The 15,426-nt window shown below is 70.4% G+C and carries 7 protein-coding genes; 6 read left to right on the plus strand and 1 reads right to left on the minus strand.

The genetic code is table 11. From position 1 onward, the window contains the following. Positions 1-27: 27 nt before the first annotated feature. A complete protein-coding gene (locus N1028_RS05640) occupies positions 28-2,667 on the minus strand; it encodes a helix-turn-helix transcriptional regulator (protein ID WP_259525846.1) in 2,640 nt (879 codons plus the stop codon). Between the two features lie 383 nt (positions 2,668-3,050). On the opposite strand from N1028_RS05640, the gene N1028_RS05645 reads away from it, so the two are divergent. The 6 genes from N1028_RS05645 (at position 3,051) to N1028_RS05670 (ending at position 15,426) form a co-directional block, all read left to right on the plus strand. Next, positions 3,051-3,746 carry a SipW-dependent-type signal peptide-containing protein gene (locus N1028_RS05645; RefSeq protein ID WP_259525847.1) on the plus strand — a complete coding sequence of 232 codons (696 nt, stop codon included), beginning with the start codon at positions 3,051-3,053 and terminating at the stop codon, positions 3,744-3,746. A 50-nt stretch (positions 3,747-3,796) separates the two neighbouring features. Next, positions 3,797-4,381 (plus strand): signal peptidase I, encoded by a 585-nt coding sequence (locus tag N1028_RS05650; protein ID WP_259525848.1) that lies wholly within the window; start codon positions 3,797-3,799, stop codon positions 4,379-4,381. 12 nt (positions 4,382-4,393) lie between these two features. After that, positions 4,394-5,176 carry a hypothetical protein gene (locus tag N1028_RS05655; RefSeq protein WP_259525849.1) on the plus strand — a complete coding sequence of 261 codons (783 nt, stop codon included), beginning with the start codon at positions 4,394-4,396 and terminating at the stop codon, positions 5,174-5,176. 1 nt (position 5,177) lies between these two features. Further along, positions 5,178-6,953, plus strand: a complete 1,776-nt coding sequence (locus tag N1028_RS05660) for a choice-of-anchor G family protein (protein WP_259525850.1) — start codon at positions 5,178-5,180, stop codon at positions 6,951-6,953. 198 nt (positions 6,954-7,151) lie between these two features. Beyond that, on the plus strand, positions 7,152-14,807 hold the full coding sequence (locus N1028_RS19825) for an ExeM/NucH family extracellular endonuclease (RefSeq protein ID WP_259525851.1): 7,656 nt from the start codon (positions 7,152-7,154) through the stop codon (positions 14,805-14,807). Positions 14,808-14,928: 121 nt separating this feature from the next. Continuing rightward, on the plus strand, positions 14,929-15,426 hold the full coding sequence (locus N1028_RS05670) for a hypothetical protein (RefSeq protein ID WP_259525852.1): 498 nt from the start codon (positions 14,929-14,931) through the stop codon (positions 15,424-15,426).

The raw sequence follows: 15,426 nt of genomic DNA on the forward strand, positions 1-15,426 counted from the left end.
CAGTCGGGCGGAGGGGACCCGCCCAGTCTACCGGTCCCGGTCGGCACCACGCTCCTGCGGCCGCATGCCGGCGGCCGCCATCATCGGAGCGGCCTCGGAGGCGGTCACCATGCGCCCGAGCTCGCGGCGGGTGCGGGCGCCGAGCTTGCCGCGCGCCGTGTAGACGTGCGATTCCACCGTGCGCACCGAGAGGAACAGGCGCTGGGCGATCTCCTTGTTGCTCAGATGGTTCGCCACGAGCAGCGCCACCTCGGTCTCGCGCTCGGTGAGCTCCACGGGCTCCTGGCCGCCCGGGAGCGGCCAGACGGGTGACGCCGGCGCGGTGCCGAGCCCGGCAAGCCGCGCGGCGGCCGCCGCGGCGCCGCCTTCGAGACCCCACCGTGCCGGAGCGGGGCCGGGTGCGGATGCTGCCGGAGTCGCCGACGTCGGCAGAGCGTCGGCGCCCGATTCCGCGACGCCGTGGCCGATGCCCTCGGCTCCCGAGAGCCGCACCATCCGCTCCTCGTCGATCATCGACGGCCGCCCGGGATCGCCGTCGACGCCGCGCTCGGCGACCGCGGCGGCCGCTGCCGCTCTCGCCGCCTCGATCTCGCCCGCCGCGCCGAGGATCTCGGCCTCGCACGCCTGACGCGAGAACCGGAACAGGCGCTTGCCCGTCAGGGCGGCGGCCTCCGAGCCGTGGAACACATCCAAGGCCTCCTCGATGCGGCCCTGCTTGGCGAGCGCCACGGCACGGAACGATGCCACGATCGGTCGCCATGCTGCGAACTCGATCCGGTCGAAGCGACGCAGCGCCGCTGCGAGCTCGAGCTCGGCACGCTTCATGTCCGCCCCGAGCAGGCCGTGGAGCTGGCCGGCCACGATGGTGGCCAGCGTGAGCGCGCTGCGGTCGTCGCGCTGGGCGGCAGCGAGGGCTGCTCGCCGCAGCCGTGCGAGCAGGCTCGGCCGGATGCTGCCGGCGAGCATCATGCCGATCGTCTCGAACGCGACCGCGGCGAGTTCGGCGATCGTGGAGCGCGGGCGTCCCGTCACGGCGTCGCGGTTGGCGTACTCGACCTTCGCGAAGGCCTTCGCGCTCTCCTCGAAGCGTCCCAACTCGGCGAGTGCCGTTCCGGTCACGATCGCTGCGCGGACGCGGGTGAGTGAGCTCGCCTGGGAGATCCCGAGCACCGAGGCGGCGTGCTCCACCGCGCTCTCCCACTCCATCTGGAGACAGGCGGCCTCGGCGCGACCCTGGGCGATCTCGGCGTCGACCGAGGGGTCCGAGACGGCTCCCGCAGAGAGCCAGTCCTCGATCTCCTCGAACGAGCGGTCTCCGGGCTCCCAGGTCACGAGTGTCGCCCACCACCGCACGAGCCGGCGCAGCACCGCGGGCTCGATCTCGTCGGCCGCGTGCTTCGTGAGCACCGCGAACGCCTCGGGCAAGCGATGCAGCCGCGTGTAGGCGCGGGATGCCTCGATCAGCAGCGCCGGGCATCCGTCCGTCTCCATGCCCAGTCGCACGTAGGCCAGCGCGAGGTCGGCGCGCCCCCGGGCGTTCGCGCTGCGCGCGGCACTGGAGAGGATGCGGCAGCGCACCTCGTCGGAGACCTCGGCGGGCGCGGGCACCGTGTCGCGCGAGGAGTACCACGCGGCGGCGATGATCTGAGCGACCGGAGCCCCGGCCGGCTGCCCCGGTGAGGCGAGAGCGCGGCGGGCGATCGCGTCGAGCGCCTCGTCGAGCCGGCCCGGCTCGAGCCGCCGCTCGGCCTCGCCGGCGAGGAACGGGTTGGCATGCAGGCGCTTGCCGGGGGAGTCGTCGACGTGCACAGCCGAGCGTGCGACGAGCGTGTCGATCCATTCGGGGCGGATGCTGCGCCCGGCATCCGCGAGAGCGATGCCCTGCAGTCGCCCGATCAGGGCGAGCGCGAGGCACAGCTCGGGGGTGTACTCCGCGATCGTCGAGGCGAACGCGTCCGAGAGCCGGGAGCCCGGCACGAGCTCGACGGCCGGGTCGAGCGGATCGCGATCGGCAGCCACCAGGGAGGCCGCCTCGACGGCGAGCTCGCGCAAGAGCATGCGCGATCCGCCCGCCCTCACGATGAGCGTGCTTCGGGTGGCCGTGTCGAAGACGTCGTCTCCCACGAAGGTGGTGATGAGCTGATCGGCGGCGCGGGGTTCGAGCGGGTGCAGGTCGTACCTGGCCGCACCGCCCTCGAGCCACAGATCGGTGATGGCCTCGGGCGTGGCGCAATCGGAGGCGCCTGCCGGATCGGCGGTCACCGAGAGCAGGGCGCTCACCCGGCCGGTGTAGACGGCGCGGCCGATGAGCCGCAGCGACTCCGCGTCGAGCGCGTGCGCGTCGTCGACCACGAGCACGAAGTGCTCATCGCCCGGCACCGCGTCGCGCTCGAGCGAGGGCAGCCGCGGATCGGCGTTCGCGTGCAGGGCGCCGAGCGCGGTGTCGGTGAGCGGCGCCGCAGCGCGCACGAGCACCGGATCGCCCCCACGTGCCCTCAGCTCCGCGACGATCGCCCTGGAGAAGTGGCTCTTGCCCGATCCTAGAGCTCCGACCACGATGACGCTGCCACCCGCGTCGAGGCGCTCCACGACCTCGTCGACGTTGCGATCGTCTCCGACTATTCCCTGATTTCCCTCGTCGCCGAAGCGACGCGTTGTTCCTGCCACAGTTGACCCCCACGATCAGAGACAGACACCCGATGTTCCTGTTGGCCCCATCGCCGCCTTCGCGACCGAGGGACGCATCGACTCCGATGAGGTGAACCCACACTACCGAGCACGGGCGCCCGAAATGGGGGTTCTGTGCAATCCGACTACTCAATTGCCGAGATCGCCCTACCGAGGACTACCGATGGAGGCGGGAGCGCAAGAGGGGCGGCTACCGGGCGCAAGCGGCCGGCACTACGCAGCATCACCGACCAACTGCCGAACGACCACCGGCTCCGGGGTGTGGCCCGCTCCGCCGCCCGTAGCGTCCGTTGCAGATCCGAGATCAGGATCGCCGGCACCGCGATGGAGCGGCCGGGATCACAAGTGAATGGGGAACCGAGATGGCACTGCACGGCTCGACGGAAAAGGGCTCGATGAAGGTCGGCGAGAAGGGTTCGCGCCGACGCAAGATCTTCGCACTGGGGGCGGCCGGAGCCGTTCTCGGGATCGGTGTGACGGCGACGCTCGCCGCCTGGACCGACACGGAATGGGTGTTCGGCGGCGACGGCGCCGGCGGCCCCGGCATCGGCACGAGCACGTTCGAGGTGCTGCAGAACACGGAGGCCCCGTTCGACGGCGACTTCGTCAACGAGGACGAGAACCCCGGCGGCGAGATCGTCTTCGGCCTCGACGCTCTCGACCTGTCGCCCGGCGACTCGGTCTACGCGCAGTTCGCGCTGCAGACCTCCGACACGTCGATCGCCGGCGACGTCACCCTGCAGCCGGCGGTGCTCGCCGACATCACCCAGGATGCCGACGCCCAGACCCTCCTCGACGCGCTCGCCGTGCGGGTGGCCACGACCACCGACGTGCTGGAGGACTGCGACATCGACGCCTTCGGACTCGGCGCCACGGTCATCGCCGACGGCCCGCTGACGACCACGGGCGGCAGCGCCGCCCAGGACCTGGCCGCCGCAGCCGGAAGCACGCAGTACTACTGCTTCGAGGTGACGCTGCCGGCCGACGCCGACGGCGAGGAGCTGATGGGCCTCGAGGCCGCGCCGGCCTGGCAGTTCATCGGCGAGTCGGTCGACTGACCGCCGCTCGAAGCACCTGACCGGATCACCAGAGGACCGCGGGGGATGTCATGAGCACCGTTCTGACAGACGGTTCAGGGATCGACGACCAGTCGTCGGCTCCCGAGCCCCCCTCGGCATCCACCCGGCGCCGCATCCCGGCGCGTGACATCGCCGTGACGATCGTGGGAACGATCGGCATGCTCGCGGTGCTCTGGCTCCTGGTGTCGTGGCTGTTCTCGCTCTCGGTGACCGTCTTCATCACCGGATCGATGTCGCCCACGATGCCCACCGGCACCGGTGCGATCGTGCAGTCCGTCTCCGCTGCAGAGCTGCAGGTCGGCGACGTCGTCACGGTCCACCGCCCGGACACCGGGACCCCGGTGACCCACCGCGTCGTCGAGATCGACGACGTGGAGGGCTCACCGGAGTCCCGGGCACTGACGCTCAAGGGCGACGACAACGCCTACCCCGACCGCGACACCTACGTCGTGGACGAGGTGGGGCGCGTCGTCGCCTCCCTCCCGGGCGTCGGAACGGTCATCATCTGGCTCAAGCACCCGATCGCCATGGGGGCGATCGCGGTGATCGTCGCGGCCATCGCCGCGTGGGCCCTGTGGCCGTCCCGACAGGGCCGGGCTGCACCACGTCACTGACAGGGGAATCACATGCACCACCCAGCACGGACTGCGCGTCCGTCCCGGGTCGTCACCGGATTGGTCGGACTGCTCTCCGTCGCCGCTCTCGCGGCCGGATCGCTGCTCCTCGCCGATGCGGCCCGCGCGGCCTTCATAGACGTCCCGGAGACCGGGCAGCCGGGGCACCTCGTGCTCTCGGCCGACCCCTACCCGGCGGAGTTCCTCGACATCAGCCCCGGCGACCCCGCGTACTGGCAGGTCACAGCCCGGCTGGAGGACGCCTCGAGCGCCACGCTCAGCCTCGAGCTCCGCAAGGACGGCGGGGTGACCGCACATCCCCGCGGCATCACGATGACGGTGGACCGCTGCTCGGTGCCTTGGACCGACGTGGACACCTCACCCAGCTGCGCCGACGGACTCGCCCGCGTGACCGTGGCGACGCCGGCCGACGACTACACGACGTCGAGTCCCACCTTCGAGCTGCGCCCCCTGCGCGCCGACAGCCCCGAGCACCTGCTCGTGACGCTCGCGGTCGAGGACAGCGCCGCGGCGATGGCCGACGAGACCCTGATGGGCCTGACCGGGAACATGGGCCTCGGCCTCACCGCCACGGCGATCGACGACCGCCCGATCAACCCGATCCGCCCCGACCGACCCGGCGGGCCGGGTGGGCCTCTGGCCAACACCGGTCTCGACGGCCAGCTCGCCGGCCTCGCCGCCTTCGGAGCACTCACGGCCGGCCTCCTCGGCCTCGCGCTCGTGGTCTCCCGGATGCGTGGCCGCCGCTCACTCACGAACGACGAGGTGAACTGAGATGCGACGTCTCACGACGACAATCGGACTGCTCTCCACGGCAGCGCTCACGGTGGCACTCGTGCCCTCGACCATCGCGGCCACCACCGCCTCCTGGCCCGACGAGGAGTGGGTGAACGGCACGGTCGGCACCTCCTCCTTCGACTGCGGCACCGACACCGGCTACGCCTCCACCGCCTTCGGCCGCTTCCTCTCGGGATCGCTGCTCGGGCAGGACCTCGACCCGCTGGCCGAGGTGGAGGGCGTGGAGCTGTTCCGCGCCGCCGACGGCGCTCTGACCGTCGACCCGCCGAGCGCGATCCAGCAGCCACCGCTGCCGGAGACCGACACCTACACGAATCCGCTGGACATCGATCTGCTCGGCGGCCTTGTCGGGCTCGATCTGACGGGGCTCACCGTGGGGCTGCCGCTCGGGTCGGCCGGTGCGCTCAACCAGTACGCGCAGGTGTCCGGCTACGGCACGGGCGCCGGGGCCTCAGGCCTTGTGACGAACTCGGGCGGTGTCGGGGTCACCCCCACCACCCCCGACAACGAGCTGCCGGAACCCGCCACCATCGCGCTCAGCAACTTCATCCCGGCTGTCGCCGGCGTGGCCGACGTGGAGCTCGAGGTGGGCGCTGTCGCGGCGTCGTCCGAGCTCGACTGGTGCGCCGTGCTCGCCAACGAGCTGTGGGGAGTGGGGCCGGTCACGGGATCGGTGCGCGAGTACGGCATCGCGAGCCTCGACCTCTCGGCCGAGAGCGACCTGCTCGACGATCTGGTCACCGAGGTGAACGAGACGGTGCCTGTCATCCAGACGGCGGTCGACGACCTGGCGGGACCGGACGGACTGATCTCCGACGAGGTCCTCGACGGTCTCGTGGGCAACCTGCTGACGGGCCTGGGTGTGGGGGACCTGGAAGGGGATGTCATCCTCGACGTCGACCTCCAGGGTGCCGTCGCCGATCGCCTGGCCACGCCGCTCACCGACGCGGAGGGCATCGTGACGATCGACCTCGGGGGCGGGACGATCGACGTCGACCTGGCGGCCCTGCTCGGCACGCCGGGAACGGGGCTGAACAGCCTCGCGCCGAACACCGAGCTCGTGCTGAACGACGAGGTGGTGAACGAACTCGTGGCGATCATCGGCGGTCTGCTGGACGACTTCACCACCGGGATCACCTCCGACCTGACGGAAGCGCTCTACGAAGCGCAGCTGACGGTCGATCTCGACACCTCGGTCACGCTCCTCGCCGGTGCCGTGCCGCTCGTGGACGTGTCGATCTTCCTGCAGTCCACCCTGGGGGCCCTCCTGGCCCCCGAGCCGGGTGCGCCGCCGGTGGTGTTCACCGTCGAGACGACGATCCTGCCCATCCTGCCCGCCGTGCAGTTCGCCCTGAGCCTCCTGGGGATCGACCTCGACGAGATCGTCGACGTGGTCGTCGAACCGCTCGTGACGGAACTGGTGGGTCCGCTCGTCGCGTTGCTGAACGGCAACGTGATCTCGCTCGTGACGACCCTCGGCGAGGACCTGGCGCTGTTGACGGCGCCGATCGTCACGGCCCTCTCGGGGCTGCTGGGCTTCCTGCCCGACACCATCGCCTCCATCGAGGTCAACGCGCAGCCGGATCAGCCAGGTGGGGACGGTCCGTACATCCCGGCCGATCCCGCCACGCAGTCGAGTGCGCAGTATCTGGTGACGGCACTCGAGCTCGAACTCATCCCGCTCGTCGCGCCCGGCGGACTGACCGAGCTGCGGTTCGCAACGGCGTCGGTGGGGCCGATCACGGCGCCCTAGCGGCGCCCGAAGCGCCTCCCCGGCTCGGAGCCTCCCCCGTCATCCGACCGGGGAGGTTTCGGCGTGCGCGCCCCCCGAGCGGGTGACATTTCTTCAACAAAGAAGATGTTTACCTGCGCGAAATGTTCACTCTTTTTTCTGTTACCTCCGGCACCTAGCATGACCAGATCCGTGTGATCCGCCAGCTGTAGGAGAGTCATGTTCAAATCCCCCACGAGAACCGTGAAAGCGGCTCTCGCGTCGATTCTGGGAGGGGCGCTCATCGCGACCCCGCTGGTCGGAGTCGTGTCGTCCGCGTCCGCCAGTGTCGACGGCACCGGTGTCGTGATCAACGAGGTCTACTCCAAGGGCGGGTCGGCGAACGCCCCGTTCAACAAGAAGTTCGTCGAGCTCTACAACCCGGGTGACAGCGCCGTCTCCCTCGACGGCTGGTCGCTGCAGTACCGCTCGAGCGGCGGAACCGCGGCCGCGAACGGTGTCGCACCCCTCTCGGGCAGCATCGCTGCCGACAGCTACTTCCTGGCTCAGATCAACGGCAACGGCGAGGTGGGTGCGGCCCTGCCGACGCCCGACATCGACCTCGGGGGCGCTCTCAACCCCTCCGGAACGAACGGAACGCTCTACCTCGCCTCGACCACCACGGCGCTGACGCTGCCCGTGGGCGCGGTCGCAACCGGCACCGAGGGCGTCGTCGACCTCATCGGGTTCGGCACCTCCAACACCTTCGAGGGAGCGGTCGTCGCGACCGTCGGCGCCAACGGGGTGCCGAACTCCCTCAACCGCACGGGCTTCGCCGACAGCGACAACAACGCGGCCGACTTCGTGACGAGCGACACGGTCACCCCGCAGAGCTCCGGCGGAACGACCGAGCCGGAGCCGACGCCCACGCCGACCCCCACGGACACCCCCGAGCCCACCCCGACGCCCACCGAGACCCCGGCGCCAGGCACCACCACAGCGATCCCGGAGATCCAGGGATCCGGACCCGCGAGCCCCCTCGTCGGGCAGACCGTCTCGGCGCTCGGCGTCGTGACCGCGGCCTACGGCACCGGCGGCTTCAACGGCTACTACATCCAGGCACCCGGCACCGGCGGCGCGATCGACCTCGCGACCCACACGGCCTCCGACGCCATCTTCGTCTACTCGCCTTCGACGGCCGCCTCCGTGCAGGTCGGCGACTACGTCTCGGTGACCGGTGCGGTGAGCGAGTACTTCGACCTCACCCAGATCACGGTCACGAACGCCGCCGGGCTGCAGAAGCTCGACGCGTCGACCGTCGAGGCCCCCACCCCCGCCGTGGTCGGGCTGCCGGCCGATGCCGCCGAGCGTGAGTCGCTCGAGGGCATGCTCGTCGCCCCCCAGGGCGGCTTCACGGTGAGCAACACCTACAGCACCAACCAGTACGCCGAGATCGGACTGGCCGCGGGTGACTCCCCGCTGATCACGCCCACCGAGATCGCGCGCCCCGGCACCCCCGAGTACGACAGAGCGGTGGCCGACAACGCGGCCCGCGCCGTGACGCTCGACGACGGCGCCACGACCAACTTCCTGAGCAACGCCAACAAGGGCATCGCGCTGCCGTTCCTCACCCAGAACCCGGCGATCACCGTCGGCTCCTCGGTGGCGTTCACGGCTCCCGTGATCTTCGACTACCGCAACAGCGCCTGGAAGTTCCAGCCCACCACCCAGCTCACCGCCGAGGGCACGCTGCCCGCCACCTTCACCGACGTGCGCCAGCCGCAGCCGGAGGACGTGGGCGGCCAGGTGGCCATCGCGAGTTTCAACGTGCTCAACTACTTCACCACCACGGGTGACCAGCTCACCGGCTGCACCTACTACACCGACCGCGCGGGCAACCCGATCACCGTCAACCGGGGCTGCGACGCCCGCGGCGCGGCGAACGCCGAGAACCTCGCCCGCCAGCAGGCCAAGATCGTCGCGGCCATCACCGGCCTCGGCGCCGATGTCGTGGCACTCGAGGAGATCGAGAACTCGGCCCGCTTCGGCGACGACCGCGACGCGGCCCTCGGCACGCTCGTGGGCGCGCTCAACACGGCCGAGGGTGCCGAGGAGTGGGCCTTCGTGCCTTCTCCGGACGCAGCGTCCCTGCCCGCGAGCGAGGACGTCATCCGCACCGCCTTCATCTACAAGAAGGCCGCCGTGGAGCCCGTCGGCGCCTCGCACGTGCTCGTCGACACCGCGTTCTCCAACGCCCGGGCGCCGCTCGCCCAGGAGTTCAAGGCCGCCGGCGGCAGCGACGACGAGACCTTCATCGCCATCGTGAACCACCTCAAGTCGAAGGGCGACAGCGATCCGCCCGCCACGGGTGACAACGCCAACGGCATCCAGGGCGCCTTCAACGGCGACCGCACCCGCCAGGCCGCTGCGCTCCTCGAGTTCGCGGCCGAGCTCCAGACCGAGCTCGGCACGACCGACGTCTTCCTGATCGGAGACTTCAACTCCTACACGCAGGAGGACCCGTCGGTCGCGATCCAGGAGGCCGGCTACGTCGACCAGGGATCCAAGACCGGCAGCTACACCTACTCCTTCAGCGGCCAGAGCGGTTCGCTCGACCACGTCTACGCCTCGGCCTCGGCCGACGCCAAGATCACCGGTGCCGACGTCTGGAACATCAACTCGGGAGAGTCGATCGCCAAGGAGTACAGCCGGTTCAACTACAACCTGACCGACTTCTACTCGCCCGACGTCTACCGCTCGAGCGACCACGATCCGGTCATCGTCGGCTACGACTTCGGCGCCGCCGCGGCCGAGCCCGTCGACATCAACCTGATCGACATCAACGACTTCCACGGCCGCATCGACGCCAACACGGTGAAGTTCGCCGGAACGGTCGAACAGCTCAAGGCGGAGAACGAGAACTCGCTCTTCGTCTCGGTCGGTGACAACATCGGCGCCTCGCTCTTCGCGTCGAGCGTGGCTCAGGACCAGCCGACCATCGATGTGCTCAACGCGCTCGGCCTCACCGCGAGCGCCGTGGGCAACCACGAGTTCGACCAGGGCTACGCCGACCTCCGCGACCGCGTGATCGGCGCCGAGGGCGCTCGCAACGCCGAATGGGACTACCTGGGCGCGAACGTGTACCTCAAGGGCACCCAGACCCCCGCTCTGCAGGAGTACTCGATCCAGGAGGTCGACGGCCTCCGCGTGGCCATGATCGGCGCGATCACCGAGGAGACGCCCACACTGGTCTCGCCAGGTGGAATCGCCGACCTCGACTTCGGCGACCCCGTCGACGCCGTGAACCGCGTGACCGCTCAGCTGACCGACGGTGACGAGTCCAACGGTGAGGCCGATGTCATCATCGCGTCGTACCACGAGGGCGCGGGCGCCGGCGTCGTCGAGGGCTCGACCCTCGAGGAGGAGCTCGCCGCCGGCGGCGAGTTCGCCGAGATCGTGAACGAGACCTCGCCCGAGGTCTCGGCCATCTTCACCGGCCACACCCACAAGCAGTACGCGTGGGATGCACCGATCCCCGGCACCGACGCCACGCGCCCGGTGCTCCAGACCGGCAACTACGGCGAGTTCGTGGGCCAGGTCGTGCTCACGGTCGACGGCGAGACCGGTGACCTCGAGAGCTACACGGCCAAGAACGTCGCCCGCAGCACCGCCTCCGACGCCACCCTCGTGGCGGCCTACCCGGCCGTCGCCGAGGTGAAGCAGATCACGGATGCGGCGCTCGCCTCCGCGGCCGAGATCGGCAACCAGCCCAAGGGCTCGGTGACCGCCGACATCACCTCGGCGTTCAGCGGCGGCTCCTACGTCGACGGGAAGTACACCGGCGGCACGCGCGACAACCGCGCCGCGGAGTCGGCCCTCGGCAACCTCGTGGCCGACTCGCTCGTCTCGTCGCTCAGCTCCCCGGAGCGCGGTGGTGCCGAGATCGGCGTCGTCAACCCCGGTGGCCTCCGCGCGGAGCTGCTCTTCGCGGCCGACACCCGCACCAACCCGGCCAACACCGACGGTGTCATCACCTACGCCGAGGCCAATGCGGTGCTGCCGTTCGTGAACAACCTGTGGACCACGTCGCTCACGGGTGCGCAGTTCAAGACGGTGCTCGAGCAGCAGTGGCAGACGGATGCGGCCGGCAACGTGCCGTCGCGCCCGTTCCTGAAGCTCGGTCTCTCGGACAACGTGACCTACACGTTCGACGCCGACCGCGCCGCGGGCGACCGCGTCACGAGCATCTGGATCGACGGCGCGCCGATCGATTCGGCCGCCTCCTACCGGATCGGCTCGTTCAACTTCCTGCTGCAGGGAGGCGACAACTTCCGTGAGTTCGCCAAGGGCTCGGACACCCGCGACTCCGGTCTCGTCGACCGCGACGCGTGGATCGCGTACCTCGAGGCGAACCCCGGTCTGACCCCTGACTTCGGTCGCGGTGCGGTCGAGGTCACCGATCTCGTGAACACCGACCTGGAGCTCGGCGACGTGTTCTCGGCTCGTGTCGAGGGTCTCGACCTGACCTCGCTCGGCAGCCCGGCGAACACCACGATCACCGCGACCTGGGAGGGTTCCGCGGCCACGTTCGAGGAGCTCGAGGTCACGGGCGGCGCCGTCTCGGTCTCGCTCACGGTTCCCGCCGACGCGCCCTACGGCGCCGGTGCGGTCATCCTCACGGCTCAGCCGAGCGGCACCGAGGTGCGCATCCCGGTGACGGTCGCGGCTCCCGAGCTGCAGGACATCAACCTGATCGACATCAACGACTTCCACGGTCGGATCGATGGCAACACGGTCGAGTTCGCCGGCACGATCGAGCAGCTCCGCGCGGCGCACGGCGAGGAGAACTCGCTGTTCGTCTCGGTGGGCGACAACATCGGCGCCTCGCTGTTCGCGTCGAGCGTGGCTCAGGACCAGCCCACGATCGACGTGCTGAACGCACTCGGCCTCACCGCGAGCGCCGTGGGCAACCACGAGTTCGACCAGGGCTACGCCGACCTCGTCGATCGCGTGATCGGTGCGGACGACGCCCGGAACGCCGAGTGGGACTACCTGGGTGCCAACGTGTACCTCAAGGGCACCGCGACCCCGGCGCTCGACGAGTACTCGCTGCAGCAGGTCGGCGACCTCACCGTCGCCGTGATCGGTGCGGTGACGCAGGAGACCCCGACGCTCGTCTCGCCCGGCGGCATCGCCGACCTCGACTTCGGCGACCCGGTCGAGGCGGTCAACCGCGTCACCGCTCAGCTGACCGACGGCGACGAGTCCAACGGTGAGGCCGATGTCATCATCGCGTCGTACCACGAGGGCGCGGGCGCGGGCATCGTCGAGGGCTCGACCCTCGAGGCGGAGCTCGCCGAGGGCGGTGCGTTCGCGAAGATCGTGAACGAGACCTCGCCCGAGGTCGCGGCCATCTTCACCGGCCACACCCACAAGCAGTACTCGTGGGACGCCCCGGTCCCCGGCGTCGAGGGCAAGACCCGCCCCGTGCTCCAGACCGGCAACTACGGCGAGAACATCGGCAACGTCGTGCTCTCGGCCGACCCGGCCACGGGTGAGGTGATGAGCTACACGGCTCAGAACGTCGCCCGCACCACGGTCGCCGAGGCCGAGCTCGTGTCGACGTACCCCCGCGTGGCGGAGGTCAAGCAGATCACGGATGCGGCCATCGCGGCGGCAGCGCTGATCGGCAACCAGCCCAAGGGCTCGGTGACCGCCGACATCACGACCGCCTACGCGGGCGGCTCGTTCGTCGACGGGACGTACACGGGCGGAACGCGGGACGACCGCGCGAGCGAGTCGGCTCTCGGCAACCTGATCGCCGACTCCCTGGTCAGCTCGCTGAGCTCCGAGGAGCGCGGCGGGGCCGAGATCGGCGTCGTGAACCCGGGCGGCATCCGTGCCGAGCTGCTGTTCAAGGGCGACACCACCACCAACCCGGCCAACACCGACGGTGTCATCACCTACGCCGAGGCCAACGCGGTGCTGCCGTTCGTGAACAACCTGTGGACGACCTCGCTCACGGGCGCGCAGTTCAAGACGGTGCTCGAGCAGCAGTGGCAGACGGATGCGGCGGGCAACGTGCCGTCGCGCCCGTTCCTGAAGCTCGGCCTCTCGGACAACGTGCAGTACACCTTCGACGCATCGCGCATCGCCGGTGACCGCGTCACGGGGATCTTCATCGACGGGGAGCCCATCGTGGCCGACCAGTCGTACCGGATCGGTTCGTTCAACTTCCTGCTGCAGGGAGGCGACAACTTCCGTGAGTTCGCCAAGGGCTCGGACACCCGCGACTCGGGTCTCGTCGACCGCGACGCGTGGATCTCGTACCTCGAGGCGAACCCGGGCCTCACGCCCGAGTTCGACCGCAAGGCCGTGACGGTGACGAACACGCCCGCCGCTCCGGTGGAGCTCGGTTCCACGGTGACCTTCGACGTGTCGGGTCTCGACCTGACCTCGCAGGGAAGCCCGCAGAACACCACGCTGACCGCATCCTGGACCGGATCGGCCGCGACGTTCGAGCCGATCACCGTCACGAACGGCGCCGCCTCGGTGTCGCTGACCGTGCCGGCCGACGCCTTCGCCGCGAGCGAGATCGTGCTGACCGCCGCCCCCAGCGGCACCAGCGTGATCGTGCCCGTGCAGGTGCTGAACGGTCTGCCCCCCGTGCCCGAGGAGCCTACGATCCCGCCGGTGACCGTGCCGGAGGAGTCGCTGCCGGACGACGTGAAGGGTGACATCTCGATCGGTGTCGACGTCACGAAGCCCGGCGCCACGCTCTCGGTGTTCGTGGGAGTCGAGCACGCCAACCAGTGGGTCTCCGTGGTCGCGTACTCCGAGCCCCGTCAGCTCGGCGGCTGGCAGCTCGTGGCCGCCGACGGCACGGTCACGGTGACCCTGCCTGCCGACCTGCCGGCGGGTGAGCACAAGATCGCCGTGCTCACCGAGACCGGCGAGGTGCTCGGCTGGGTCGAGTTCGAGGTCACCGACCTCGGCATCGAGGTCGACCGCATCGGCGGAGCCGACCGCTACGAGGTCGCGGTGAACACCTCCAAGGAGGGCTTCCCCGAGGGTGCCGACACGGTCTACCTCAGCTCCGGCCAGGTCTTCCCCGACGCCCTCTCCGCGGCTCCCGCCGCGGCGCTGGCCGACGGGCCGATCCTGCTCACCACCGCTGCCACGGTGCCCGCCGCGGTGCGAGCAGAGATCGAGCGGCTCGATCCGACGAACATCGTGATCGTCGGTGGCACCAGCTCGGTGAGCAACCGCGTGGTGATCGAGCTCGCAGCCCTCGGAAAGGTCAGCCGCATCGGTGGCGCCGACCGCTACGAGGCTTCGCGCAACGTCGCGGCGCGCACCTTCCCCGACGGAGCAGACGTGGCGGTGCTCGCCACCGGCAGCACCTTCGCCGACGCACTGTCGGCGGGAGCCGCCATCGACGGCGCCGGCCCGGTCATCCTGGTGAAGGGCACGGCGGGCCAGCTCGACGAGGCCACCACCCTGCTGCTCGAGGAGCTCGACGTCTCGGAGATCGTGATCGCGGGAGGACCGGCATCGGTCTCGCCCGGCATCGCGTCCGACGCCGGCAAGATCGCCACCACGGTCCGCCTCGGCGGAGTCGACCGCTACGAAGCGTCGCGTTCGATCAACGCGCACTTCTTCGAGTCGGCCGACCGCGTGCTCCTGGCCACCGGCCAGAAGTTCGCCGACGCCCTCACCGGTTCGGCGTTCGGTCCGCGGATCGACGCCCCGCTGTTCACCACCCGTGGTGACTGCGTGCCGGCGGAGACCCTCGATGCGATCCTCGAGCTCGGCGCCACGCGCGTGACGCTGCTCGGCGGTCCGGCCTCGCTCACGGTGGCGGTCGAGGACCTCACCACCTGCGGCGTCGGCTAGCCCGACCCGCACCACGGAAGAGCCGTCCGTCCTTCAGGGGCCGGGCGGCTCTTCCGCGTCGGCGTCACCGTGCAAGCCCGACGGATACCCTGGGTGCAGGCCGTTCGTGAGGACAGGAACCGTGACCATCCCGACATCCCGTCAGAGGAAGCTGCTGCGGCGAGCCGTGCGGGATCCGCGCTACTCGCGGTGGCGGGAGCGGCTCGTGGTGCTCTTCGCGGGCAACGCCGACGACCTGCTGCTCTCGCTCGTCGCCCTCGCCCCGGAGGGTGTGCACGCGGTGGGTGCACAGACCGGGGCGGCGCGACCCGACGGCGCCGTCGACATCGCGGTCGTGGTGAACCGAGCTCGCAAGCGCTCGGCCCTCGTCGAACTGGAGCGCACGCTGCAGTCGATGCCCGAGGCCATCGGCGACACCACGATCGTGATCGGCGTGCTCCTCAGGCGCGGTGCGCGGGTGGTGCCCGGGCGGGTGGTGGGCTTCGCCTCCGGCGAGATCTTCAGGCAGGTCATGATGGCGGTCGACCCCGAGGCGGGCCGAGCGGGGCGGTCGCTCCGCGAGCGCCTCGGGCTCCTGGCGCTCAACGCGGCGGGGGTGGAGGTCCTGCGGCTCGGATGA

Origin of the sequence: Herbiconiux oxytropis (assembly GCF_024979315.1) — a bacterium.
Taxonomy (GTDB): Bacteria; Actinomycetota; Actinomycetes; order Actinomycetales; family Microbacteriaceae; genus Herbiconiux; species Herbiconiux oxytropis.